Consider the following 26,030-nt stretch of genomic DNA (forward strand, 5'->3'; position numbering starts at 1 on the left):
TCTCCTTCGGAGGGTCGGACACGCCATTCCCCGTAAGAGGTCGGGCGCGCCCGGGCGCGGGCTTCGGGTCAGGCGCGCCGGTAGACGGGCGGGCGCTTCTCGGCGAAGGCTCGGGAGCCCTCCTTGGCGTCGGCGGTGTCGAAGATCGGCCAGCCGCGCTTGAGTTCGGCGGCGAGCCCGTCGGTCTCGGTCATCTCGGCGGTCTCGTACACCGAGGCCTTCACGGCCTCGACGGCCAGCGGGCCGCAGACGTTGATCTGTTCAGCGATGGCGAGGGCCTTGTCCAGCGCGGTGCCGTCGGGGACGACGTGGCCGATCAGGCCGATGTCGGCGGCCTCCCGGGCAGCGTACGGGCGTCCCGTGAGCAGCATTTCGAGGGCGTGGGTGCGCGGGATCTGGCGTTGCAGCCGGACCGTCGAGCCGCCGATCGGGAACAGGCCGCGCTTGACCTCGAAGAGCCCGAAGGTCGCGGACTCACCGGCGACCCGGATGTCGGTGCCCTGGAGGATCTCCGTGCCGCCCGCGACGCAGTGCCCTTCGACGGCGGCGATCACCGGCTTGCGGGGGCGGTGATGGCGCAGCATCGCCTTCCAGTGCAGATCGGGGTCGGCCTTGAGCCGGTCCCGGTACTGCTCGCCCTCCATCCCCTTTCCGGCCAGCGCCTTGAGGTCCATTCCGGCGCAGAAGGCACCCCCCGCTCCGGTGAGCACGATCGAGCGGATCGCGTCGTCCTCGTCGGCCTCGACCCAGCCGTCGTACAGGCCGACCAGCATCGGCAGCGAGAGCGCGTTCTTGGCCTCGGGCCTGTTGAGCGTGAGTACCAGTGTGGCGCCTTCGCGCTGCACGGTGAGGTGTTCGGTCCCACCCATTGCCGTCCTCCCGTCTCGGATGCGAGAACAGGTTGCAGGAGGCGCGGATTCAGTACAAGGGTTTTCTGACAGACAGTCAGATTTCTTCTGCCGGGACCCTTCACAGTTGCGTGCGGCTTTGCTCTGATGACCGTCGAGCCGAGTACAGCCACGGACGTTCGGGGTCAGGAGGAGCGGTGGAGTACAACCTTGCCGACCTGTTCGAGTCGGTCGTCGACGTGGTCCCGGGCCGCGAGGCGCTCGTGTACATCGACCACCCCGGCACCGGTGCGGAGCGCCGGCTGACGTACGCACAGCTGGACGCCGCCGCGAACCGTGTCGCGCACCACCTGATCGACAGCGGCATACGCCCCGGCGAACACCTCGGACTCCACCTCTACAACGGCGTCGAATATCTGCAGACCGTGCTGGGCTGTCTGAAGGCACGGGTCGTGCCGGTCAACGTGAACTACCGATATGTGGAAGAGGAGTTGGTCTACCTCTACCGGGACGCGGACCTGGTGGCCCTGGTATTCGACGCGGAGTTCACGGACCGGGTGGCGGCGGCGCTGCCGCACGCTCCGGCACTGCGGCATCTCGTACGGGTGGGATCCCCCGCACCCGGTGCGGTCCCGTTGGACGCGGTGGACTTCACGGACGCCGAGGCCGCCGGGTCCCCCGAGCGGGGATTCTCGCCGCGCTCGGCGGACGACCAGTTCATCATCTACACCGGTGGCACGACAGGGATGCCCAAGGGGGTGATGTGGCGGCAGGAGGACCTGTTCTTCTCCGGCCTCGGCGGTGGCGCTCCGACCGGCGAGCCGGTCATGAAGCCGGAGGAGCTCGCCGAGCGCGTCGCGGCCGGAGGCGAGGGGATCACCTTCTTCCCCACTCCCCCGCTGATGCACGGCACCTCGACGCTCACCGCGTTCATCGGCTTCAACTTCGGCCAACGGATCGTGATCCACCGCAAGTTCGTTCCCGAGGAAGTCCTGCGGACCATCGAGAAGGAGAAGGTCACCAGCATGTCGCTGGTCGGCGACGCGATGCTGCGGCCCCTGATCGACGCGCTGAACGGGCCCATGAAGGGCACGGACTGTTCCTCCATGTTCAGCGTTTCGTCCTCCGGCGCGATCATGTCGGACACGGTGCGCGAGCAGTTCCAGGCGCTCGTCCCGAACGTGATGCTGCTGAACAACTTCGGCTCCTCGGAGTCGGGCTTCAACGGCACCGCGACGGCGGACTCGGGCCCGGAGCGCGGCTTCCGGGTGCGCGTCAACTCCCGTACGCAGGTGGTGGATCCGGTCACGCACGAGCCGGTCGCCGTCGGCGAGCCCGGCCGCATCGCGCAGTGCGGCCATGTGCCCCTCGGCTACTACAACGACCCCAAGAAGACCGCCGAGACCTTCTTCCAGAAGGGCGACGAGCGCTGGGTGCTCCTCGGCGACATGGCCACGGTCGACGAGGAGGGCATCGTCACCGTCCTCGGGCGCGGCTCCCAGTGCATCAACACCGGCGGCGAGAAGGTCTATCCCGAAGAGGTCGAGCAGGCCCTCAAGTCGCATCCGGACGTGTACGACGCCTTGGTCGCCGGGGTGCCCGACACGAAGTGGGGCAACCATGTCGCGGCGGTCGTCCAGCTCCGCGAGGGTGCGGGGCGGCCGTCCCTGGAGGACATCCAGAGCCACTGCCGCTCCCACCTCGCGGGCTACAAGATCCCTCGCCAGCTCGTCATCACGGACACCATCCAGCGCTCGCCGAGCGGCAAGGCGGACTATCGGTGGGCGCGGACGGTGGCCGCGCAGGCGGCTCACTGACCACTGTTCGCGCTCCTGGCAGTCGGCCGGACAAAGGTCGCCGCGAGTGCCGCCGCGGTGAGGAAGCCGGCGGCGGCCACGACGACCGACCGGTGCAGCCCCACCACCAGGTGGGCCGCGATCAGCGTGCCGAACAGGGCGACCCCGACCGCGCTGCCGGTCTGGCGCGCGGCATTCAGCACGGCGGAGGCCGCGCCGCCGCGCGTTTCCGGTACGGCCTCCATGGCCGCGGCGGTGGCGGCGGGCATCGTGAACGCCGTGCCGAATCCAACGGACACCATGGGCACGACGAGTGCCGCGTAGGCGGTGCCGGTCCCGGCCGCCAGCCAGCCGAGGAGCCCAGCCGCACCAACAGTCAGCCCGATCACCATCGGCACCCGCGGTCCGGTCCGTGCCGTCACGGGGCCGGCCAGCGCGGAGCCGAGCGCCACGACGCACACCGCCGGGAGCAGGGCTGCGCCGGTCCGCAGCGGGCCGTAGTGCTGGACGCGCTGGAAGTACAGCGGGGCGAGGAACAGCAGTCCGTAGAAGCCCAGGTTGAGCAGGCCGCCCACGCCGACGGAGGCCGAGAGGTCGGCGCGGCGGAACAAGGACAGCGGCAGCATCGGGGCACGGGAGCGCGCTTCGAGGACGAGGAAGGTGAGGAACCCGGCCGCGCACACGACCCACGCGCCGAGCACCGCGCGGTCGGCCCAGCCCCGTTCGCCCGCCTCGATCAGGGCGGTGACCAGGCCCGCGAGCCCGACGGCCGCGGCGGTCTGGGCGGGGAGGTCGAGGCCGCCGCGCCGCTGGGCGGCTCGGCTCCGCGTCGGCACGCACCGTACCGTCAGGACGCACGCGAGCGCCCCCACCGGCAGGTTCAGCAGGAAAACCGACCGCCAGCCGAGCCACGCGGTCAGCGCACCGCCCAGTACCGGCCCCGCTCCGGCGCCCACGCCCGCCACGGCGCCCCATACGCCGAAGGCTCGCGCCCGGGCCGCCCGGTCCGTGTACAGGATGTTGAGCACGGACAACGAGGCGGGCACCAGCAGGGCCGCGCCCAGGCCCTGGACCAGCCGGGCCGCGACGAGCAGTGCCGTGTCCGGTGCGGCGGCGCATCCGGCGGAGCCGAGCGTGAACACGGCGAGACCGGCGAGGAACACCCGCCGTCCGCCCAGCCTGTCGGCGAGACCACCGCTGAAGAGCAGCAGCCCGGCGAATACCAGCGTGTATCCATCCGCGACCCATTGCAGCCCGGCCACAGAGGCCCCCAGCGAGTCACCGATCACCGGCAGAGCGACCGTGACGACGGTGGCGTCCAGGATCACCATGAAGTAGCCCAGGCACACGGCGAGGAGCGGCAGGCCGAACACGGGTCCCGGGGTTCCTGTGTGAAGTGAATGCATGTGTGTCGCCATGGTCTCCACCGTGCCGTCGGATTGATTCGGTGGGCGGCGAAGCGTCCTCGACGGGTGTGCCTGAGCTGGATGGCGTACGGGCTCTCGGCGGGTCCGGCGCGAGGGCACGGAATCCGACGTCACAGGGGCGACCGATTGTGACAGACAGGGAAACCGGCGGAGCGGACGGCCACGTCGGCGTGGCCGGTCCCGGCACCGTGGCGGCGGCTCGTGAGACCGACGTGGCGGATGTCGCGGCGGCCAGGAAGAGGGCGGCGACGCATCCGCTGTCGGCGCGAGCCTGCGGGGTTCAACGCCAGTCGGGCGCGCCCGAGGCGGGCGGTAGCAGCGTTTCGATCTTCGTCCTGATCTCCCGCATGACGGAGACGATGCGGGCCTCGTGGTCCTCCGAGAGCCGGTTCACCGGGACCGAGCAGCTGATGGCGTCGGTGGCCGGGGTGTCGTAGCGCAGGGCGAAGCCGAAGCCCGCGATGCCGGGCACGGTTTCCTCGCGGTCGATGGAGTAGCCGCGTTCGCGCACCCCGGCGAGGTCGGCGAACAAGGTGGTGCGATCCGTGTGGGTGTTCTCGGTGAAGGTGGTCAGCGGATCGGGGGGTAGCGGGAGGTCGGCGTCCAGGCGCTCGGCGAGGAGGGCCTTGCCGAGGGCGCCGGCGTGGGCCGGGATCCGGCGGCCGACGCGGCTGATGGTGCGTGGGTACTCGTGGGACTCGCGGGTCGCGAGGTAGACGACGTTCGGGCCGTCGAGCCGTGCCATGTGGATCGTCTCGCCGAGTGCGTCCGAGGCCTCGTCGAGGTACGGGCGGACCATCCGTACGTAACGGTCGCTGTCGAGATAGCTGGTGCCCGTGAGCAGCGCGCGGATCCCGATGCCGTAGAGGGAGCCGGTGGTGTCGGTGCGCACCCAGCCGCAGTCGACGAGGGTCCGCAACAGCTGGTACATGCTGCTGCGCGGCACGCTCAGTTCCTCGGCGAGTTCGTCGAGGCGCGAGGGCCGGTCGCCGCGGTCGGCGAGCAGTTCCAGCAGTGCGACGGTACGGGCCGCCGACTTCACCCCGCGGACCCCTGTGCTCTCCGGCATGGGCCCCATCGTAAATCCGCGCCGCCCCACCCATTGACCTCGCAGGGTTCACGAACCTAGCCTCCATTCTCATACGTAGACGCCATCTGCATACAGGGATGACATTCATGACAGGGTTCAGCGCGGACGTCGAGGGCGTGGTCCAGCGACTGCGAGACGGTATGGCAAGTGGGGTGCTGTCCTTCCCGCTCACGAGCTTCCGGGAAGACGGCGAACTCGACCTGGAGTCCTACCGGACGTACCTGACCGCCCAGTTGGCCACCGCGCCGGGTGCGGTGTTCCCCGCCTGCGGAACCGGCGAGTTCAGCGCGCTGGACGAGGACGAGTACCGCGCCGTCGTAGAGGCCACGGTCGAGATCGCGGACGGCCGGCTGCCCGTGGTCGCCGGTATCGGATACGGGTGGGCGCAGGCGCTGCGGTTCGCGCGGATCGCCGAAGAGGCGGGCGCCGACGCCGCGTTGGTGCTGCCCCACTATCTGGTCGAGGCCCCGCAGGACGGACTGGTCGAGCAGCTGCGCCGGATCGCCGCGGGCACCCGGCTGCCGCTCATCGCCTACCAGCGCGGCTCTGTCGCCTTCACGCCCGGCGGCCTGCGCAGAATCGCGGAGATCCGCACCGTCATCGGCCTCAAGGACGGGCACAGCGACCTCGACCGGCTCCAGCGCCTCACGCTCGCCGCCCCCGACGGATTCCTGTTCTTCAACGGTGCCGCCACCGCCGAGATCCAGGCCCGCGCGTACGCCACCGTCGGCGTCCCCGCCTACTCATCGGCCGTCCACGCCTTCGCGCCCGAGATCGCCGACGCCTTCTTCGCCGCTATGAGGGACGGCGACGACGCGACCGTGACCAAGCTCCTGCGTGACTTCTACGTCCCGTTGGTCGAACTGCGCGACCGGGTGCCGGGCTACGCCGTCTCGCTGGTCAAGGCCGCCGCCCGGCTGCGCGGGCTGCCGGTCGGCCCGGTACGCGCTCCGCTCACCGACCCCGGCCCGGCCGACCTCGCCGACCTCGAGAAGGTCCTCGACAACGGCTTGAACCTGGTCGGCGCCGTACGCCGCCTCGACTGACGAAGGCCGTACGACACCTCGCGCCTGACGAAGGCCGGCCGTACGACACCGCGCCTGACGAGGGTCGTACGACCCGCCCGATGAAGGCCTTACCACCACCCACCTCACGCACCCGCGACCGCCCCGCGGGTGACGCCACGCGGCCCGGACGGGACCCGGGCCGCCCTCATGTGTGCTCCGGCTGCCTGCTCCACAGTTCAAAGGGGAACTGCCATGCCTCTCCTCGTAGTCGGGATCAGCGTTCTGATTCTGCTGCTCCTCATGACCAAGCTGAGACTGAACGGCTTCGCCGCCCTCCTCCTCGTGGCGGTCGGCGTCGGCGTCGTCCGCGGGATTCCGCTGGAGAAGATCCCCGACGTCCTCTCGGAGGGCATCGGCGGCCAGATCGGCGACACGATGCTCACCATCGGGCTCGGCGCCATGGTCGGCCGTGTCATGGGTGACTCGGGCGCCGCGCAGCGCATAGCCGGCAAGCTCCTGGACGCCTTCGGCCCCCGCTGGGTTCAGTTGGCCATGGTGGTCACGTCCATGCTCATCGGCGTCACCATGTTCTACGAGGTCGCCTTCATCATCATCGTGCCCATCGCGTTCACCCTGGTGCGGGTCACCGGGGCGAGGCTGCTCTGGGTAGGGCTGCCGATGTCGATCGCCCTTTCCACCATGCACAGCTTCCTGCCGCCGCACCCCGGCCCCACCGCCGTGGCCTCGACCTTCCACGCGTCCATCGGACTGACCCTGTTCTACGGCCTGTTCATCGCCGTCCCGGCCGGAGCGCTCATCGCGCTCGTGTGGCCGCGCCTGCCGTTCATCAAGGTGATGGACCCCGCCATCCCCAAGGGGCTGGTCAGCGAGCACGAGTTCACCGACGACGAGATGCCGGGCCTGGGCTGGTCGCTGGGCGTGGCCCTCTTCCCCGTCGTCCTGATCGCCGGCGCCGCCGTGACCGACCTGGCCACCTCCGCCGAGACCCCGTTCCTGCACTTCGTCGCCTTCATCGGCTCGGCACCGATCGCGCTGCTGCTGACCCTGCTCCTGGCGGTCTGGGCGTTCGGACCGCGGATCGGCCGGAGCCTCGCCGACGTCAGCGCCTCCTGCACCTCGGCGGCACAGGCGATGGCGATGATCCTCCTGGTGATCGGCGCCGGCGGCGCCTTCAAGAACGTCCTCGTGGAAGGCGGGATCTCCGACTACATCAAGGACGCCACGGACAGTTGGTCCATCTCGCCGATCATCCTCGCCTGGCTCATCGCGGTCATCCTCCGCATCGCGCTCGGCTCGGCGACGGTCGCCGTCGTCACGGCCTCCGGCGTGGTGCTGCCGCTCCTGGCGGGCAGCGGGGTCCATCCGGAGATGATGGTGCTCGCCGTCTCCTGCGGCTCGATCGCCTTCTCGCACGTCAACGATCCCGGATTCTGGCTGTTCAAGGAGTACTTCAACCTCTCGGTCATCGACGCGATCAAGGTCCGCACCACCTATACGACGGTGCTCGCGATCCTCGGCCTGGGCGGCGTCCTGGCGGTCGAGTGGGCCCTCGATGTCCTCAGCCTCTGATCACCGCGCCCGCGTCATCCCCGTACACAAGGACTTTGATGAGCATGAACACGAGCACGAGCATGAACAAGCAGCCGACCGTCACCGGGTTCTCCGTCTATCCCGTCGCCGGCCGGGACTGCATGGAGCTGAACCTCTCCGGCGCGCACGGCCCCTACTTCACCCGCAACGTGGTCGTCCTCAAGGACTCCGAGGGCCGTACCGGTCTTGGCGAGGTCCCCGGCGGGGAGAAGATCACGCAGACCCTGCGGGACGCCGAGTCCCTCGTCGTGGGCGCGAAGGTGGGCGACTACAAGCGCGTCCTGCGCGAGATCGGGGACCGCTTCGCCGACCGCGACGCCGGTGGACGCGGCGCGCAGACCTTCGATCTGCGGACCACCGTCCACGCGGTCACCGCCGTCGAGTCGGCGCTGCTGGACCTGCTGGGGCAGCACCTCGACGTGCCGGTCGCGGCGCTTCTCGGCGACGGACAACAGCGCGACTCCGTACGGGTCTTGGGCTACCTCTTCTACGTCGGCGACCCCGACCGCACCGACCTGGAGTACGTCCGTGAACCCGACGCGGACGTGGACTGGTACCGCATCCGGCACGAGGAGGCCCTGTCGCCCGAGGCGATCGTCCGGCAGGCCGAAGCGGCCTACGACCTCTACGGCTTCCGGGACTTCAAGCTCAAGGGCGGCGTCCTGGAGGGCGCCGAGGAGGTCAGGGCCGTCCGCGCGCTCAAGGACCGCTTCCCCGAGGCCCGGATCACCCTCGACCCCAACGGGGCGTGGTCGCTGCGCGAGGCCATCGAGCAGTGTACGCCCCTGGTCGGCACCCTCGCCTACGCGGAGGACCCCTGCGGAGCCGAGGGCGGCTACTCCGGGCGGGAGATCCTGGCCGAGTTCCGCCGCGCCACGGGCCTGCCGACCGCGACCAACATGATCGCCACCGACTGGCGGCAGCTGACCCACGCCCTGGCCCTGCACTCGGTCTCCATCCCACTCGCCGACCCGCACTTCTGGACGATGCAGGGCTCGGTGCGCGTGGCCCAGCTGTGCAACGCGATGGGCCTGACCTGGGGCTGCCACTCGAACAACCACTTCGACATCTCGCTCGCCATGGTGACGCACTGCGGAGCGGCGGCCCCGGGCGAGTACAACGCCCTGGACACGCACTGGATCTGGCAGGAGGGTCTGGAGCGGCTCACCACCGCCCCGCCGCGCATCGTGGACGGCGAGATCGCCGTCCCCGACGCCCCCGGCCTGGGAATCCAGCTCGACATGGACCGGCTCCTCGCGGCGCACGAGCTCTACCGGGAGAAGGCGTTGGGGGGCCGGGACGACGCGATCGGGATGCAGTACCTCGTCCCGGGCTGGGAGTTCGACGCCAAGCGCCCTTGCCTGGTGCGCTAGCCGCCGTCCGGCCCCGCGCCAAAGAGCGCCACCGGCCCGGTCCCGCGGTGTGGAGAGCGCCGCGGGGCCGGACAGCGGTTGCCGGCGTCCCGAGCTACGCGCCTCGGCCGGCTTCCTCGGCTGTGCCCTCCAGCCGGTCGCGATGGCTCTCGCACCACGCCGAGTCGCCGGGCGCCGACCCGTCGCCGCCCTTCCCCGGTCCCCCTACCCCGGCGATGAGTTCCCGGACGATGTCGGCGTGTCCGGCATGCCGATCGGTCTTGGCGATCATGTGGACGAGGCTCCGGTGGATCGTCGCCTCCACCCGTCTCCCCCAGGCCACTCGCCTTACCGCGTCGAGGGGCAACGACTCGATGGTCACGTCCGAGCGGGCGCACGCCCGGCGACAGAGCGCGACGATCTCCTCACTTGTCTCGTCGGCCGTCGCCCACAGATCCGAGTTCTGCTCGGCGTCGCCCACGATCCAGAGCGGCGGCCCGTCGAACGGCCGCCCGTAGGTCGCGCCGAAGTACATCGCCTCGGCACCGGCCGCGTGCTTGACCAGCCCCAGCAGATTGGTGCCGGTCGGGGTCATGGGGCGGCGAAGGTCGTCTTCGGTCAGCCCCTCCAGCTTCCACAGCAGGGCATCGAGGGCATCCTGCAGGTAGAGGTGGAGGTCTGCCCTTGGCGTCTGATCCGGTCATCGAGCCAGTCTGTCGCTCACGCGATCTTTGTCCACCGACTTGGTTCACCGCTCGCCGCGCACCTCGTCGCGGCCACGCCTCTCAGCCCTCCGACCGATCTCGGGCAAAGCCGACGTCGAGGGGCCACCGTCAAAGGGCGATCGGACGATAGGCCAGGATCTCGTCCACGATCCGCTCGGGCGAGGCGTCCTCGAGGTCTTGTGGCGGGTGGTAGAGCAGGTCGTAGGCTTGTGGGTGCGTCACATTGGTCTCCAGGACCAACAGGTGGTACGAGTGCTCCGGGTCGCCGTCCAGGATCTTGCGCACCACCTCGACGAGTTCCTCGCGCGTGATGTCGGACAACCTCGGGTACGCCGGCCGGGCGGCCTCGAGCGCGAAGTCCTCGAGGTCACGCCAGCCGGCGTATCCGGTGAGGTCCGTGGGCCCGTAGGCGTGACCGGTCGCCGCGTTGAACGCGGCGATGGCCGCGTCCGCTTCCGCCAGGTCCTCGCTGAACAGGAGATCCTCAATACGCTCGATCTCGTCGGCGAGCGTCCGCAGGCGCCGTTCCGTGACAGGCGGGGGCAGCAGCTCCGGTCGAAGATCCATGGGCACCGTTGTTGCGGCCTGCTTCTCCAAGAAAATCGAGTCGACCTCTTGCCTGGGGCTGAGTGTCCTGAATTACTGATCCCGAACAACTCGACCGAATGATCGGTCGCCCGTAATGGTGCGTTTGGTGAGGGAGAAGTCCCTATGGCGGATTCCACAGACTCGAAGGGCCTGCTCGACGCCGGAGAGGGGCTTGACGCGGACGGACTGCGGGAGCTCCAACTGGAGAGGCTGCGGGCGTCGCTGCGGCATGCGTACGAGAACGTGCCGTTCTACCGGGAGTCCTTCGACAAGGCAGGGATGCGCCCGGACGACTGCCGTGCGCTCGCCGACCTGGCGCGGTTCCCGTTCACGGTGAAGGCGGATCTGCGCGAGAACTACCCCTACGGAATGTTCGCCGTACCCCAGGACCGGATCCGGCGCATCCATGCCTCGAGTGGCACGACCGGGCGCCCCACAGTCGTCGGCTACACGGAGAACGATCTCTCCATGTGGGCCGACATGGTAGCCCGCTCGATTCGCGCGGCAGGCGGGCGTCCGGGCGACAAGGTGCATGTGGCCTACGGCTACGGGTTGTTCACCGGCGGGCTGGGCGCACACTACGGCGCCGAACGGCTCGGCTGTACGGTGATCCCCGCCTCCGGGGGCATGACGGCACGTCAGGTCCAGCTGATCCAGGACCTTAAACCCGAGATCATCATGGTCACCCCTTCATACATGCTGACGCTGCTCGACGAGTTCGAGCGGCAGGGCGTCGACCCGCGCGGCACCTCACTGCGCGTCGGAATCTTCGGGGCCGAGCCGTGGACCGAGGAGATGCGGCGGGAGATCGAGGAGCGGTTCGCGATCGACGCGGTGGACATCTACGGCCTGTCGGAGGTGATCGGCCCGGGTGTCGCCCAGGAGTGCGTGGAGACGAAGGACGGGCTGCACATCTGGGAGGACCACTTCTTTCCGGAGGTCGTCGACCCGATCACCGGCGAGGTCCTGCCGGACGGCGAGGAGGGCGAGCTGGTCTTCACCTCGCTCACCAAGGAGGCCATGCCCGTCATCCGTTACCGGACCCGGGACTTGACGCGTCTGCTACCCGGGACCGCGCGGGTCTTCCGCCGGATGGAGAAGATCACCGGCCGCAGTGACGACATGGTGATCCTGCGGGGCGTCAACCTCTTCCCCACACAGATCGAGGAGATCGTCCTCCGCACCCCGGGCGTGGCACCGCACTTCCAGCTCCGCCTGACCCGTGAGGGCCGCCTCGACGCACTCACCGTGCGAGCCGAAGCGCGCTCCGGCGCCACACCCGAGATCCGCGAGGCGGCCGCACAGGCCATCGCGGCGGCCGTCAAGGACGGAATCGGCGTGTCGGTCACGGTGGAGATCGTCGAACCGGAGTCGCTGGAGCGCTCGGTGGGCAAGATCAAGCGGATCGTGGATCTGCGCCCGCGTTGAGCCTCGCGGCGCGGGCGCTGTTCGGCGACGGCAGCGCGGCTCTGGTCATGGCCGGACATCGCCACCTGGGTCTGCCACGCCGGCAGCGCGATGATGCTCGACGCGATGGCCTCGGACTGGGTCTCGAAGAGGCGGTGCTGCGTCATGCGCGCGACGTGCCGGCCCGCTGCGGCAACATGGCCGCGGTCACCGTGCTGCACGCCCTGCGTGACGCCCTGGCCGACGAATCCGAGCCGGGGAGTTGGGGTGTCGTACTCGCGGGGGCCCCGGACTTGCCTACGAGACCGTGCTGTTCAAGCATCCGTAGAAGGGTCCGATGAAGAGTCGGAAGAGGAGTCCGAGAATCGGTCCCGCAGCTCCCGCTTCAGGATCTTCCCGCTCGCGTTGCGGGGCAGTTCGTCCACGAAAAGGACTCGCTTGGGTGCCTTGAAGTGGGCGAGCTTCTCGCGGGCGTGGGCGATGAGTTCGGTCTCGGTGACCTCGCCGCGGGGGACGACGACGGCGGTGACGGCCTCGATCCAGCGCTCGTCGGGGAGACCGATCACGGCCACTTCGGCGACCTGGTCGTGGGTGTAGAGGGCGTCCTCGACCTGGCGTGAAGCGACCAGTACGCCACCGGAGTTGATGACGTCCTTCACCCGGTCGACGACCGTGAAGTACCCGTCGGCGTCCCGCACGGCGAGGTCCCCGGAGTGGAACCAGCCGTCGCGGAAGGCCTCGGCCGTCTCCTCCGGTTTGTCCCAGTAGCCCTCGCACAACTGCGGTGACCGGTAGACGACTTCACCCGGTGTCCCGTCGGGCACGTCCTTGCCGTGCTCGTCGACCACTCGGGCGTCCACGAAGAGGACCGGACGTCCGCAGGAGTCCATCCGCCCCTTGTGCTCGTCGGGTGCGAGGACCGTGGCCAGGGGGCCGATCTCGCTCTGCCCGAAGCAGTTGTAGAAGGCCAGCTTCGGCAGCCTTTCGCGCAACCGCTCCAGGACGGGCACCGGCATGATCGACGCGCCGTAGTACGCCTTGCGCAGCCCGCTCAGGTCGCGGGTCGCGAAGTCGGGACGGTTCGACAGGCCGATCCATACGGTGGGCGGGGCGAAGAGGCTGTCGGCGCGGCCCGCCTCGATCAGATCGAAGAGCTGGTCGCCGTCGGGCGAGTCGAGGATGACGTTCGACGCGCCGACCGCGAGATACGGGAGCAGGAACACATGCATCTGCGCCGAGTGGTAGAGCGGCAGCGAGTGCACGGGCCGGTCCCCCGCGCTCAGGTCGAGGGCGGTGATCGCGCTCAGGTACTCGTGCACCAGGGCGCGGTGCGTCATCATCGCGCCTTTTGGGAGGGCTGTGGTGCCGGAGGTGTAGAGCAACTGCACGAGCGTGTCGCCGCGCGGCTCGGCACCGTCGTACGGAGAAGCCGTGTCCAGCCGGGCTAGCAGCGAGTCTTCGGCGTCGCGCAGCGGCAAGGTGCGTACACCGTCGGGGAGTTGACCCGCGAGGTCGGGGTCGGCCAGGACCAGCGTGCTCCCGGACTGGTCGACGATGTACGCGAGATCGTCGCCGGTCAGGTTCTGGTTGACCGGTACGTGCACGAGTCCCGCGCGGGCGCAGGCGAGGAAGCCGATCAGGTACGCGTCCGAGTTGTGGCCGTAGGCGCCGACCCGGTCGCCGGGAGCGACCCCCTCGGCGAGAAGCACGCTCGCGGCGCGGGAGACGGCGTCGTCGAGTTCCGCGTAGGTCCAGGAGCGCTCGCGGTAGTCGACCGCGACGCGCGCCGGGGTGCGCCGGGCGCTGCGCCGCAGCACCCCGTCAACCGTGCTGCCGTGTCCAGGCGTCATGACACATGATCCTCGGTCCGCGGCGCGGGGAGGTCAAGGAGGACGCAGGGACGACGTCAAGGAGCACATGGGGACGACGTCAAGAAGGACACAGGGACGACGTCAAGCACGACACCGAGACGACGTCGAGCCGGACATGAGGAGGTCGGAACCGAGGAGGGACATCGTTACAGCCACCCCCCGCCGCACATACCCGTTGGTACGCTCAACCGCCCCTTCCCCCAATGACGTTGGGAGGCACGATGCGCACCCGCCTGAGACGGCTCGTCGTCACGGCCGTCGCCCTGCTCACGGTCACGGCCACACTGCCCGCGGCCGCGGCCGAGCAACAAGGCCGTCAGGAACATCCCTCGCACGGCGGCCTGTCGGCCGTGATCCGCTACACCGAGTACGGCATTCCGCACATCGTCGCGAAGGACTACGCGAACCTCGGCTTCGGCACCGGCTGGGCGCAGGCCGCCGATCAGGTGTGCACCCTCGCCGACGGCTTCGTGACCCTGCGCGGCGAGCGGTCCCGCTTCTTCGGACCCGACGCGGCGCCCGACGGCTCGCTGTCCTCGGCGGCCAAGAACCTCTCCAGCGACCTGTATTTCCGCGGGGTGCGGGAGACGGGCACGGTCGAGAAGCTGCTGGCCGAGCCGGCGCCGTTGGGGTCGGGCCGCGAGGTCAAGGACCTGATGCGCGGCTGGGCGGCCGGATACAACGCCTGGCTCGCCCGGAACCGGATCACCGATCCGGCGTGCCAAGGCGCCGCCTGGGTCCGCCCGGTGACTCCTGTGGACGTGGCCGCGCGCAACTTCGCGCTGGCCGTACTCGGCGGCCAGGGCCGTGGGGTCGACGGCATCACGGCCGCGCAGCCACCGACGACGTCCACGCTCACGCGTACGCCTGACAAGCAGAGCACCGCCACCCCCGACGCGAAGAGCACCGCCGAAGCCGCGCGGGAACTCTTCGACACCGCCGACATGGGCTCCAACGCGGTCGCCTTCAGCGGTGACAGGACGGCGAACGGCCGCGGCCTGCTGCTCGGCAATCCGCACTACCCCTGGCAGGGCGGCCGCCGCTTCTGGCAGATGCAGCAGACGATCCCCGGTGAACTGAACGTCGCGGGCGGTGCGTTGCTCGGATCGGCGACGATATCCATCGGGCACACCGCGCATGTGGCGTGGAGCCACACCGTCGCGACGGGCGTCACGCTCAACCTCCATCAGCTGACACTAGATCAGGCCGATCCGACCACGTATCTGGTGGACGGCAAGCCGGAGCGCATGACCAAGCGGACCGTCACCGTCGACATGAAGGACGGCACACCGGTGACGCGCACCCAGTGGTGGACCCGGTACGGCCCGGTCGTCACCTCTCTCGGAGCGCAACTGCCGCTCCCCTGGACCTCCACGACGGCATACGCGCTGAACGACCCGAACGCGGCCAACCTCCGCGCCTCCGACACCGCGCTCGGCTTCAGCAAGGCCCGCAGCACGGCCGATGTCCTGACGGCCCTCAGGCGCACCCAGGGGCTGCCGTGGGTGAACACGATCGCCGCCGATTCGGGCGGCCACTCACTGTTCACGCAGTCGCAGGTACTCCCGCGCATCACCGACGAGTTGGCGCAGCGCTGCTCGACGCCGCTCGGCAAGCTCACCTACCCCTCGGCCGGTGTCGCGATCCTCGACGGCTCACGCGCGGACTGCGCGCTGGGCAGCGACCCGGACGCCGTACAGCCAGGGATCTTCGGACCGGCGAAGATGCCGGTGCTCAAGGACGCGCCGTACGCGGAGAATTCCAACGACAGTGCCTGGCTGGCCAATGCGGACCGGCCGCTGACGGGGTACGAGCGAGTCTTCGGCACGATCGGCACGCAGCGCTCGATGCGTACGCGCGGCGCCGTCGAGGACGTGGCGGCGATGGCCACGAAGGGCCGTCTGACGGTACGGGATCTTCAGGCGCAGCAGTTCGCGAACCGGGTGCCCGCGGGTGATCTCGTCGCGGACGACGCGGCGCGTGCGTGTGCCACTCTGCCGGGTGGCGCAGCAACGGGCAGCGATGGCAAGGCCGTTGACGTGACAGAGGCCTGCGGTGTGCTCAAGGCGTGGGACCACTCCATGAACACCGACAGCCGGGGCGCGCTGCTCTTCGACCGGCTCTGGCGGAAGCTGACGGCCGCGGTCCCGGCCGCGCAGCTGTGGAAGGTCCCGTTCTCGGCGGCGGACCCGGTCCGCACCCCGAACACGCTCAACACCGACGCGCCGGGCTTCACCACGGCCCTCGCGGACACGGTGACCGAGTTGCGTACGGCGGGCATCGCGCTGGACGCGCGGCTCGGCGCGAACCAGTTCGTCGTACGCGGCGGGCAGCGCATCCCCGTGCCCGGCGGCACGGAGTCGCTCGGCGTGTGGAACAAGGTCGAGCCGGTGTGGAACCCGGCGGCCGGTGGATACAGCGAGGTCACCACCGGGTCGTCGTACATCCAGGCCGTCGGCTGGGACGGCGGCCGCTGCCCCGTCGCCCGCACCCTCCTGACGTACTCCCAGTCCTCGAACCCGAACTCGCCGCACTACAGCGACCAGACGCGGCTGTTCTCGGGCGAGCGATGGGTGACGTCACGGTTCTGCGAGAAGGACATCCTGTCCTCGCCCGGACTGCGGGTGATCCGGGTCAGCGACCACCGCTGACCACAGGGGGCGCGGCGTCTGTGCGCCGCGCCCCCACAGGTCACAGCCCCATGTGCCCCAGCTTGTCGGGATCGAGGACCGCGCAGACGCCGTCGACGCGCCCCTCCTGCACGGAGACGGTGACGACCTGCTCGACGCGGTCGACCGAGAGGGCCAGGGCGGGGCCCCCTTGGCATCCACGACGCGTGCCCCGCCGAACGGACAGCGGGCGACCAGACCGGCGATGAACGCGTCGCGTAGGCGCGGCGGGACGGGTGTCACACCACCCGCGTGCGGCCCTCCCAGTACGGATCCCGCAGCCGCCGCTTGTACAGCTTCCCGTTCGGATCGCGCGGCATGGTCTCGATGAAGTCGACGCTCTTGGGGCGCTTGTACCGGGCGAGCTGCTGCTCGCAGTGGTCGAGGATGGCGGCGGCGAGGGCAGGGCCCGGTTCATGGCCGGGGGCGGGCTCCACGACGGCCTTGACCTCCTCGCCCCAGTCGTCGTGCGGGATGCCGAAGGCGGCGGCGTCGGCGACGGCGGGGTGGCTGAGCAGCGCGGCCTCGATCTCCGCCGGGTAGATGTTGACCCCGCCCGAGATGATCATGTCGATCTTGCGGTCGCGGAGGAAGAGATAGCCGTCCTCGTCGAGACACCCGAGGTCGCCGACGGTGAAGAAGTCCCCGATGCGGTTCTTCTTCGTCTTGGTCTCGTCCTTGTGGTACGAGAATCCGCCGGTGCTCATCTTCATGTAGACGGTGCCGAGTTCACCGGGCGGCAGCCTGTTGCCGTCGTCGTCGAAGACGGCGAGTTCGCTGATGGGCCACGCCTTGCCGACCGTGCCGGGCTTCTTCAGCCAGTCCTCGGCGGTCGCGAAGGCGCCACCGCCCTCACTGGCCGCGTAGTACTCCTCGACACTGTGGCCCCACCACTCGATCATGGCCCGTTTTACGTGGTCCGGGCACGGGGCGGCGCCGTGGATGGCGTGTCGCATCGACGACACGTCGTAACGCTCCTTCACCTCGCTGGGAAGCGCCAGCAGACGGTGGAACTGGGTCGGGACCATATGGGTGTGCGTGCACTTATGGGCGTCGATGACACGCAGCATCTCCTCGGGCGTCCACTTGTCCATCAGCACCAGACGGTGGCCGATGTGCAGCGACGCGCCCGCGAATTGCAGTACGGCGGTGTGGTACAGCGGTGAGCAGACCAGGTGCACGTTGTCGTCGTAGGGCTTGATGCCGAAGATGCCGAGGAAGCCGCCGAGGTACGACTCCTCGGGGAGTTTGCCGGGCAGCGGGCGCCGGATGCCGCGAGGGCGTCCCGTGGTGCCCGAGGTGTAGTTCATGACCCAGCCGAGCGTGCGGTCGGCGGGCGCCGACTCGGACTGCCCGTCGAGGAGTTCGGCGTACGGCCGGAAGCCCTCGACCGAACCGACGGCGTAGCGGTGCGTGGCCGGGAGCTTCGCCTCGTCGGCGGCGTGCCGGGCGGCGTCCGCGAACCGCTCGTGGGCGATGAGGACCTTGGCGCCCGAGTCGGAGACGATCCAGGCGATCTCGGGGCCGACGAGGTGGTGATTGACGGGGACGAGGTAGAGGCCGGCCTGTGAGGCGGCGAGGTAGGCGACGAAGAACTCGACGCCGTTGGGGAGGACGACCGCGAAGGCGTCGCCGCGTTCGAGGCCCGCCCCGCGCAATCCGTGGACGAGTTGGTTGGCCGCGGCGTGCAGCCGCCCCGCCGTCCACTCCTCTGCGTCCGGCGTGATGAGGGCGGTCCGCCCGGGGTCGGCGGCGGCCTGGGCCCAAAAACCGTTCGGCGGCGTGCTCACGACTGGGCGCTCCTTCCCGCGATGCGGTTGATCCGGTCCACGGCCTGCTCGAAGCCCCGTGTCAGGTCGTCGAAGACGGCCTGGACGCTGCGTTCGCTGTTCATCCGGCCGACGATCTGCCCGACGGGGGTGCCGAGCAGTGGCTCGACCTCGTACTTCTGGATGCGCGAGAGCGCCTCGGCCACGAGCAGCCCCTGGAGCGGCATCGGGAGCGTGCCGGGACCGTTGGGGTCGTCCCAGGCATCGGTCCACTCGGTGCGCAGCTGGCGCGCCGGCTTGCCGGTCAGCGCGCGGGAGCGGACGGTGTCGCCGGACCCGGCGGCGAGCAGTTTCCGGGTCACGGCACGCGAGTGCATCTCGGCCTCGGTGACGGTCAGCCACAGGGAGCCCAACCACACACCTTGGGCGCCGAGGCTGAGCGCGGCGGCCACCTGTTGCCCGCTGCCGATGCCGCCCGCCGCCAGTACGGGCAGCGGGCCTACCGCGTCCACGACTTCGGGCGTCAGCACCATCGAGGCGATCTCCCCGGTGTGCCCGCCCGCCTCGTAGCCCTGGGCCACGACGATGTCGATGCCGGCCTCGGCGTGCTTCTGCGCATGCCGGGCGCTGCCCGCGAGCGCGGCGACCAGTACGCCCTTGTCGTGGGCGCGCTCCACCACGTCGACGGGGGGTGAACCCAGCGCGTTGGCGAGCAGCTTGATCGGATAGTCGAAGGCGACATCGAGCTGCGTGCGGGCGACCTGCTCCATCCACCCCGTGATGCGCCACCCGGACGCCTCGCCCTCGGCGAGTTCGGGCACGCCGTACTTGGCGAGGGTGTCCTGGACGTACTGGCGGTGCCCCTCGGGAATCATCGCCTCGACATCGGACTCCGTGACGCCTTCGACCTTCTTGGCGGGCATGACGACGTCCAGGCCGTAGGGCCTGCCGTCGACGTTCGCCTCGATCCAGTCGAGGTCGCGCTTGAGGTCGTCGGGTGCGGTGTAGCGGACCGCGCCGAGCACACCGAATCCGCCCGCGCGGCTGATGGCCGCGGCGACGGCGGGAAACGGCGTGAAGCCGAAGATGGCGTGCTCGACTCCCAGTTTCTTGCTCAGCTCCGTCTGCATGGCCGCAGGATGCCGCAGTCCTCCGGACGAGGGAAGAGGTTTTCTGATGCTTCGTCAGATTCCTTCAAGCCACCGAGGGAGTCTTGACACACCTGTGCCTGACGGGAAAGTTTCACTCCGCGAGGCGAACCAGGAAAGATACTTTCAGGCGGCGCGGCGGGAGGCTCCTCGATGACCGAAGGTGCGAAGGACAGAGGGGACGGCGGGCTGACCCGTCGTCAATTGGGCCGACGAGTACTGGCCGTGGGCGGAGCGCTGGCCATCGCGCCCTTCCCCGCAGGCCCGGCGGCGGCCTCGGACAAAGCCGGCCACCCGACGCTGCGCCACGGTACGGCCGAGCAGGCGGGCCTGCTGCCGGAGCACCTGCGCCAACTGGTCACCGACGCAGAGGCGTTCCTCGGCCCCTCCCCCAAGCACCCTTGGTACGCGGGCGCCGTACTCCTCGCCGGGCGCGGCGGCACCGTGGCCCTGCATCAGCCGATCGGCATGGCGGTGCGCTACTCGGCCTACAACGAGAAGACGGACACCGGCGTCGAGTTCCCGGCCGACCAGCAGATCGCCGCCGCGGCGGACACCGTCTACGACCTCGCCTCCGTCTCGAAGCTGTTCACCTCGATCCTCGCCGTGCAGCAGATGGAGCGCGGCGCCCTGGAGCTGGAGGCGACGGTCGCCTCGTACCTCCCGGAGTTCGCCGGTGGCGGCAAGCAGGGCATCACGATCCGTCAACTCCTCACCCACACCTCGGGGTTCCGCGCCTGGATCCCCCTCTACAACGCGCCGACCCGCGAGGGAAAGCTCCAGCTCATCTGGGACGAGGTACCTCTCAACCCACCGGGCACCAAGTACCTCTACTCGGACCTGAATCTGATCTCGCTCCAGCTGGTCCTCGAGAAGATCACCGGCCGCCCCCTCGACACCCTCCTCCACGACGAGATCACCGCGCCGCTCGGCATGCACCGCACCCGCTACAACCCACCCGCCTCCTGGAAGCCCAAGATCGCCGCCACCGAGGACGCCCGGCTGCCCTGGTCAGGGCTGAACCGCGGTCTCGTCTGGGGCGAGGTGCACGACGAGAACGCGTACTCCTTGGGCGGGGTGGCGGGCCACGCGGGCGTCTTCTCCTGCGCATGGGACCTCGCGATCCTCGCCCGTACGCTGCTGAACGGCGGCGCGTACGGCAAGGCGCGCATCCTGAAGCCGGAGACCCTGGACCTGATGTTCACCGACTTCAACACCGCCTTCCCCGGCGACGAGCACGGCCTCGGCTTCGAGCTCTACCAGCACTGGTACATGGGCGCGATGGCCACGCCGCGCACCGCGGGCCACACCGGCTTCACCGGCACCTCGCTCGTCCTCGACCCGACGACCGACTCCTTCCTGATCGTCCTCGGCAACTCCGTCCACCCGGTGCGCAGTTGGCGGTCCGGCTCCGCTCCCCGGGTCGCCACCGCGAACAACCTGGCGCGGGCCGTACCGGTGCGCCCCGCGCGCGGCCGTACGTCCTGGTTCTCCGGAATGGCGAGCGCCACGACGGCGACACTCACCCTCCCGGCGCTCGACACCACGGCGGGCCCGGCGCGCCTGCAGTGCGCCTTGTGGTGGGACACCGAGCCCCAGTCGGACCTCCTCTTCCTGGAGGCCTCGACCGACGACGCGACGACCTGGCAGCCGGTCCCGTTCACGACGGTGTCGTCCGGCGAGGCCCCGCAGGAGCATCCGGCCGCAACGGCCACCGGCTGGTCGGGGCGGGTGTGGCACCGGCTCACCGCGGAGCTGCCCCGGGCGCCGCGGCTCGCGCTGCGCTGGCGGTACACGACCGACCGGCTCTACGTCGGCCGTGGCGCGTACGTCGACGGCCTGCGGGTCGAGGCCGGGGACCGGGTCGCCTTCGACGAGGCGCGGCCGACGGACGCGGCGCGTATTGAGGCGGTGGGCTGGGTGGCGTCCCGGAACTGAAGGCTCGAAGGTGGATGTGTGCGTCACGGCCCACATCCATCCTGAAAGGGAGCCGCGGCATGGGAAGGATCATCGTCACCGAATTCGTCTCGCTCGACGGCGTCCTCGAAGCGCCCGGCGGAGGCGAGGGCTTCAAGTACGACGGCTGGAGCTTCGAGATCGACCGCGGAGACGGCGGCAACCAGTTCAAGCTCGACGAGACGATGAGCTCGGACGCGCTGCTGCTCGGACGCGTCACCTACGAAGGGTTCGCCGCCGCCTGGCCCTCCCGCGAGGGCGAGTTCGCGGACAAGTTCAACAACATGCCCAAGTTCGTGGTCTCCTCGACCCTCGACAAGGCCGAGTGGAACAACTCCACGGTGCTCGGCGGCGATGTGGTCGAGGAGGTCACGAATCTCAAGCGGGCGCAGCCCGGGAACATCGTGGTCCACGGCAGTGCCCGGCTGGTGCAGACGCTGATCGAGTACGACCTGGTGGACGAGCTGCGGCTGATGGTCTTCCCCGTCGTCCTCGGAACCGGGAAGCGCCTCTTCGGGGCCACGTCGGACAAGAAGCGTCTGCGCCTGACGGATTCCAAGGTCGTCGGGGACGGCGTCGCGATCCTCACCTTCGAACGGCCGCAGAACGCGGGCGAGGGCGGCTGAGCGACCCCCGGGAGCCGCTCGGGCCCTGTCCCAAGGCCTAGGCCTTGTCCTCCAGCACGGCCATCGCCGCGTTGTGCCCGGGCACCCCGCTCACACCGCCACCGCGCACCGCGCCCGCCCCGCACAGCAGGACGTTCGCGTGCCGGGTCTCGACGCCCCAGCGGCCCGTGCCTTCCTGGGCGTACGGGAAGGCGAGGTCGCGGTGGAAGATGTTGCCGCCGGGCAGCCGCAGGTCTCGCTCCAGGTCGAGCGGGGTCTTCGCCTCGATGCACGGGCGGCTGTCCGCGTCGGTGGCGAGGCAGTCGGCGAGCGGTTCGGCGAGGTGAGCGTCCAGCTGCGCCAGGGTGGACTTCAGCAGCTCTTCCCGTACGGCGTCGTTGTCGCGCTCGAACAGCCGGGCGGGTGTGTGCAGGCCGAAGAGGGTGAGGGTCTGGTAGCCCTGCTCGACCAGGTCCCGGCCGAGGATGCTCGGGTCGGTGAGCGAGTGGCAGTAGATCTCGGAGGGCGGCGCGCTGGGCAGCTCGCCGGACGCGGCCTCGGCGTGGGCTCGGGCCAACTGCTCGTAGCCTTCGGCGATGTGGAAGGTCCCGGAGAACGCCTCGCGTGGGTCGACGGAGGTGTCGCGCAGCCTCGGCAGCCGCTTGAGCAGCATGTTCACCTTGAGCTGCGCGCCCTCGGCCGGGGTGGGCGGCTCGTCGCGGGTGAGGTGCGCGAGCTCGTGCGGCGAGGCGTTGACGAGGACGTGCCGGGCCGCGACGACGCCCTCCCCGTCCGCGGTCCGGTAGGTGACCTCGGCAGCCTCGCCGTCCGTCTCGATCCGCAGCACCTCGTGGCCGGTGGCGATCACGGCGCCCGCGTTGCGCGCCGCCGCGGCGATCGCGTCGGTGAGGGCGCCCATGCCGCCGACCGGCACGTCCCAGGCGCCGGTGCCGCCGCCGATCACGTGGTAGAGGAAGCAGCGGTTCTGCCGCAGCGAGGGGTCGTGGGCGTCGGCGAAGGTCCCGATGAGGGCGTCGGTCAGGACGACACCGCGTACGAGATCGTCGGCGAAGTACTCCTCGACGGCCGTGCCGACCGGCTCCTCGAAGAGCATCCGCCACGCGTCCTCATCGTCGACGCGGCCGCGCAGCTCCTCGCGTGTCGGGAGCGGTTCGGTGAGCGTCGGGAACACCCGCTGGGCGACCCGGCCCGTCATCCCGTAAAAGCGCTGCCAGGCCTCGTACTCGCGATCCGAGCCGGTCAGCCGGGCGAACGCCTCGCGGGTGCGCCGCTCGCCGCCGCCGACGAGCAGTCCGGTGGGCCGGCCGTCGCGTTCGACGGGCGTGTACGACGAGACGGTGCGCCCGCGGACCCGGAAGTCGAGGCTCAGATCCCGCACGATCTTCCGGGGCAGCAGGCTCACCAGGTACGAGTAGCGCGACAGGCGCGCGTCGACCCCGGCGAACGGCCTGGTGGACACGGCGGCGCCGCCGGTGTTCCCCAGGCGCTCCAGCACCAGCACGGACCGGCCGGCCCGGGCCAGGTAGGCGGCGGCGACCAGTCCGTTGTGGCCCCCGCCGACGATCACGGCGTCGTATCCCTCGTGTGCAGGCATGCTTCTTCGTAGCACGTGATGATCTACGTCGGCCAGGGGTGCGCGGCGTCCGGCGGGCGGCCGTATGGGGCGCGGCGGTCCTTCCCGGACGGGGCGGGAGAGTTTTGGCCCGTCCGGCGTTCGAGGACGAAGTCGTCAAGGCCGATACGGGGGTCTGCGGCGGAGCCCCCGGATACAGGACGGGCAGGAGCAGGGGCAGGGGGCGAAAACCCATCCCCCCGCTCAATGTCCCCCGGCCGCCCTCTGCTGCCGTAGCACCGCCACCCTGCGATACAGCTCGACGGCCTCCTGCCCACGCCCCAGCTGCTCCAGGCAGTGGGCCTCGTCGTTCCGGCTGGCGAGGGCGTCGGGATGGTCGGCACCGAGGACCCGCTCACGGGCGGTGGCGACACGGCGGTACTCGGTGAGCGCGTCGGCCCAGCGGCCGAGCCAGCCGAGGCCGACGGCGACCTCGCGGCGGCTGACGAGGGTGTCCGGGTGGTCGGTGCCGAGGACGCGCTCGCGGATGGCGCACACGTCGCGGGACTCGGCGAGGGCCTCTTCCCAGCGGCCCATGCGGCCGAGGTTCACGCCGAGGCCGTGCCGGGCGCGCAGTGTTTCGGGGTGCGCGGGGCCGTGCACGCGGGTGCGGTCGTCGATCAGGTCGCGGTACAGCTCCAGCGCCTGCGCGCTGCGGCCGAGCCGGCCGAGGCTGATGCCGACCTCGTAGCGGGCGGCGAGCGTGTCCGGATGGTCGGGGCCCAGCGCCTGCGCACGGGCCTCGGCCACTTCCTGGTAGGTGTGCAGGGCCTCGGGCCAGCGCCCCAACTGACCGAGTGCGTAGGCGACTTCGTACCGGGTGACGAGCGTGTCGGGGTGGGTCGGGCCGAGCACCCGGGCGCGCGCGGCGGCGACCTCGCCCGCCATGCGGTACGAGTCCTCCAGGCGCCCGAGCCTGCTCAGGTTGAAGGCGAGGTTGTGGCGGCAGCGCAGGGTGTCGGGGTGGTCGGGTCCCATCGCGCGCTCCCGGGCGCCGAGCACGGACGTGTAGGCCTGGTGCGCCTCGAAGTGGCGGCCCAACTGGCCCAGCACGTACGCCATTTCCTGGCGTGCGGCCAGCGTGTCGGGGTGGTCGGCGCCGAGCACGCGCTCCCTGACCTGGGCGACACGCGCATACTCGCGCAGCGCTTCGGCGGGGCGTCCGGTGCGGCTCAGCGTGAAGCCGACCTCGTAGCGGCTGGCGAGCGTGTCGGGGTGGTCGGGCCCGAGGGCGTGTTCCCGTTCGGCGGCGACCGCGCGGTGCACCTCGCCCGCCTCGGTCCACCGGCCGAGCCGCCCCAGACTCAGGCCGGCGTTGTGCCGCCCCGCCAGGGTGGTGATCAACTCCGGTGAGGGGGTGGGCCGTTCGGTGCGCTCGGGCTCGCGGGCAAGGGCCGTGGAGGGGCGGGCGATCCACTCTCCGGTGAGGCCCGCGGCCGCGTCCGGCGGGGTGGTGCGCAGTCCGGCGCCGGTCGCCTTGTGGCCGGTGGTCATACCCCGGGTCCAGGACGGCAGCCGGGGTTCGCGGGACGGCGGCTGTTCGGGGCGGGACTGTGTCGAGGGCGCCAGGGGACCCTGCTCCGCGGCGGGGTGCCGCAGTGCCGGGGTCACCACGGTCGGCACGTACGCCGGGGTCGTGCGGCCGGCGCTGATGCGGCGGCCGAGTTCCCGGGCGTCCTGCGGGCGTTGTTCGGGCCGTTTGGCGAGCAGGTCGAGGATGATCTTCTCGACGTACTCGGGGAGTTCGGCCCGGTGGCTGCGGGGCGGTTCGGGCGGCGTGTCGCGGTGGCCGACGAGGACGGCCCAGGCGTCGTCGAGGTCGAACGGCGGCGCTCCGGTGGCGATTTCGTAGAGCACGCATCCGAAGGAGTACAGGTCGCTGCGGTGGTCGACATGGGCGCCGCTGATCTGCTCCGGCGACATGTAGTGGGGGGTGCCCATCGCGATACCGGTGCCGGTCAGCCGTGCCGTGAAGCCGATGTCATGACCGAGCCGGGCGATCCCGAAGTCGCAGATCTTCACCGTGCCGTCGCCGAGCCGCATGATGTTGGCGGGCTTCAAGTCCCTGTGCACAATGCCCTGTTGGTGGGTGTACGCGAGCGCGGCGGCGACCTGGTCGGCGATGTCGACGACATCGGCGACCGGCAACGGATGCTGCTTGTTGTCCTCCAGGAGCTGGCTCAGATTCCGGCCCTCCAGCAGCTCCATCACCAGATACAGCACGCCGTCGGACTCGCCGAAGTCGTGGACGACGGTCACCCCGCGGTGCTGGAGGGCGGCGGCAACCCTGGCCTCGCGCCGAAACCTCTCCCGCAGGACACGGGTGAAGGACTGATCGTGGTGCGGACCATGGGGCTTGAGGCACTTGACCGCCACCTGCCGGCCCAGCGACTCGTCGCGCGCCCGCCACACCTCGCCCATACCGCCACGCCCGATCAGATCGAGCAGCCGGTACCGGCCCTGGATCAGCCTGGTCTCCGCCATCTCGTGCGATCGCCCCCGTCGCTGCTCAGCCCCACGCCCTCCCC

General features: G+C 70.3%; 18 protein-coding genes. 8 read left to right on the forward strand and 10 right to left on the reverse strand.

Annotation, left to right across the window (positions count from 1 at the left end; all coding sequences use genetic code 11):
- Positions 1 to 68: 68 nt before the first annotated feature.
- Positions 69 to 869, reverse strand: a complete 801-nt coding sequence (locus AB5J53_RS03005) for a crotonase/enoyl-CoA hydratase family protein (RefSeq protein ID WP_369244101.1) — start codon at positions 867 to 869, stop codon at positions 69 to 71.
- Between the two features lie 176 nt (positions 870 to 1,045).
- Here AB5J53_RS03005 and AB5J53_RS03010 point away from each other — a divergent pair, with 176 nt between their 5' ends.
- Entirely contained in the window at positions 1,046 to 2,665 is a 1,620-nt protein-coding gene (locus tag AB5J53_RS03010; protein WP_369244102.1) for an acyl-CoA synthetase, read from the forward strand.
- Here the strand turns inward: AB5J53_RS03010 and AB5J53_RS03015 are convergent.
- Together AB5J53_RS03015 and AB5J53_RS03020 are read right to left on the reverse strand one after the other, a co-directional pair.
- Positions 2,659 to 4,050: a DHA2 family efflux MFS transporter permease subunit gene (locus AB5J53_RS03015; protein WP_369244103.1), complete on the reverse strand. Its 1,392-nt coding sequence runs from the start codon at positions 4,048 to 4,050 to the stop codon at positions 2,659 to 2,661. The two genes, AB5J53_RS03010 and AB5J53_RS03015, sit on opposite strands and share 7 nt — an antisense overlap.
- Before the next feature lie 301 nt (positions 4,051 to 4,351).
- A complete protein-coding gene (locus tag AB5J53_RS03020; RefSeq protein ID WP_369244104.1) occupies positions 4,352 to 5,140 on the reverse strand; it encodes an IclR family transcriptional regulator in 789 nt (262 codons plus the stop codon).
- A 107-nt stretch (positions 5,141 to 5,247) separates the two neighbouring features.
- Between AB5J53_RS03020 and AB5J53_RS03025 the strand changes: the two genes are divergently transcribed.
- The 3 genes from AB5J53_RS03025 to AB5J53_RS03035 all read left to right on the forward strand — a co-directional run bounded on the left by AB5J53_RS03025 (position 5,248) and on the right by AB5J53_RS03035 (position 9,152).
- On the forward strand, positions 5,248 to 6,207 hold the full coding sequence (locus AB5J53_RS03025; RefSeq protein WP_369244105.1) for a 5-dehydro-4-deoxyglucarate dehydratase: 960 nt from the start codon (positions 5,248 to 5,250) through the stop codon (positions 6,205 to 6,207).
- Positions 6,208 to 6,420: 213 nt separating this feature from the next.
- Complete coding sequence (locus tag AB5J53_RS03030) at positions 6,421 to 7,758, forward strand: gluconate:H+ symporter (protein ID WP_369244107.1); 1,338 nt, start codon at positions 6,421 to 6,423, stop codon at positions 7,756 to 7,758.
- Positions 7,759 to 7,820: 62 nt separating this feature from the next.
- Positions 7,821 to 9,152, forward strand: a complete 1,332-nt coding sequence (locus AB5J53_RS03035; RefSeq protein WP_369252024.1) for an enolase C-terminal domain-like protein — start codon at positions 7,821 to 7,823, stop codon at positions 9,150 to 9,152.
- Positions 9,153 to 9,246: 94 nt separating this feature from the next.
- On the opposite strand, the gene AB5J53_RS03040 is transcribed toward AB5J53_RS03035, so the two are convergent.
- Complete coding sequence (locus AB5J53_RS03040) at positions 9,247 to 9,795, reverse strand: DinB family protein (RefSeq protein ID WP_369252025.1); 549 nt, start codon at positions 9,793 to 9,795, stop codon at positions 9,247 to 9,249.
- 169 nt (positions 9,796 to 9,964) lie between these two features.
- On the reverse strand, positions 9,965 to 10,423 hold the full coding sequence (locus AB5J53_RS03045) for a bacteriocin immunity protein (protein ID WP_369244108.1): 459 nt from the start codon (positions 10,421 to 10,423) through the stop codon (positions 9,965 to 9,967).
- A gap of 144 nt (positions 10,424 to 10,567) precedes the next feature.
- On the opposite strand from AB5J53_RS03045, the gene paaK reads away from it, so the two are divergent.
- On the forward strand, positions 10,568 to 11,872 hold the full coding sequence (gene paaK, locus AB5J53_RS03050) for a phenylacetate--CoA ligase PaaK (RefSeq protein ID WP_369244109.1): 1,305 nt from the start codon (positions 10,568 to 10,570) through the stop codon (positions 11,870 to 11,872).
- 293 nt (positions 11,873 to 12,165) lie between these two features.
- Here paaK and AB5J53_RS03055 read toward each other — a convergent pair whose 3' ends face one another.
- Complete coding sequence (locus tag AB5J53_RS03055) at positions 12,166 to 13,701, reverse strand: acyl-CoA synthetase (RefSeq protein WP_369244110.1); 1,536 nt, start codon at positions 13,699 to 13,701, stop codon at positions 12,166 to 12,168.
- Positions 13,702 to 13,943: 242 nt separating this feature from the next.
- Between AB5J53_RS03055 and AB5J53_RS03060 the strand changes: the two genes are divergently transcribed.
- A complete protein-coding gene (locus AB5J53_RS03060; RefSeq protein ID WP_369244111.1) occupies positions 13,944 to 16,373 on the forward strand; it encodes an acylase in 2,430 nt (809 codons plus the stop codon).
- 257 nt (positions 16,374 to 16,630) lie between these two features.
- On the opposite strand, the gene AB5J53_RS03065 is transcribed toward AB5J53_RS03060, so the two are convergent.
- Entirely contained in the window at positions 16,631 to 18,181 is a 1,551-nt protein-coding gene (locus AB5J53_RS03065; RefSeq protein ID WP_369244112.1) for an acyl-CoA synthetase, read from the reverse strand.
- Positions 18,178 to 19,290 (reverse strand): NAD(P)H-dependent flavin oxidoreductase, encoded by a 1,113-nt coding sequence (locus AB5J53_RS03070; RefSeq protein ID WP_369244113.1) that lies wholly within the window; start codon positions 19,288 to 19,290, stop codon positions 18,178 to 18,180. The genes AB5J53_RS03065 and AB5J53_RS03070 overlap by 4 nt, the downstream gene beginning before the upstream one ends.
- Before the next feature lie 171 nt (positions 19,291 to 19,461).
- Between AB5J53_RS03070 and AB5J53_RS03075 the strand changes: the two genes are divergently transcribed.
- Entirely contained in the window at positions 19,462 to 21,246 is a 1,785-nt protein-coding gene (locus AB5J53_RS03075) for a serine hydrolase (RefSeq protein WP_369244114.1), read from the forward strand.
- 59 nt (positions 21,247 to 21,305) lie between these two features.
- Positions 21,306 to 21,890: a dihydrofolate reductase family protein gene (locus AB5J53_RS03080; protein WP_369244115.1), complete on the forward strand. Its 585-nt coding sequence runs from the start codon at positions 21,306 to 21,308 to the stop codon at positions 21,888 to 21,890.
- Positions 21,891 to 21,927: 37 nt separating this feature from the next.
- On the opposite strand, the gene AB5J53_RS03085 is transcribed toward AB5J53_RS03080, so the two are convergent.
- Positions 21,928 to 23,484, reverse strand: coding sequence for a phytoene desaturase family protein (locus AB5J53_RS03085; RefSeq protein ID WP_369244116.1), 1,557 nt, complete (start codon positions 23,482 to 23,484; stop codon positions 21,928 to 21,930).
- Between the two features lie 222 nt (positions 23,485 to 23,706).
- Complete coding sequence (locus tag AB5J53_RS03090; protein ID WP_369244117.1) at positions 23,707 to 25,986, reverse strand: tetratricopeptide repeat protein; 2,280 nt, start codon at positions 25,984 to 25,986, stop codon at positions 23,707 to 23,709.
- Positions 25,987 to 26,030 lie beyond the last annotated feature (44 nt).

The sequence above is a fragment of the Streptomyces sp. R41 genome (genome assembly GCF_041053055.1).
Taxonomy (GTDB): domain Bacteria; phylum Actinomycetota; class Actinomycetes; order Streptomycetales; family Streptomycetaceae; genus Streptomyces.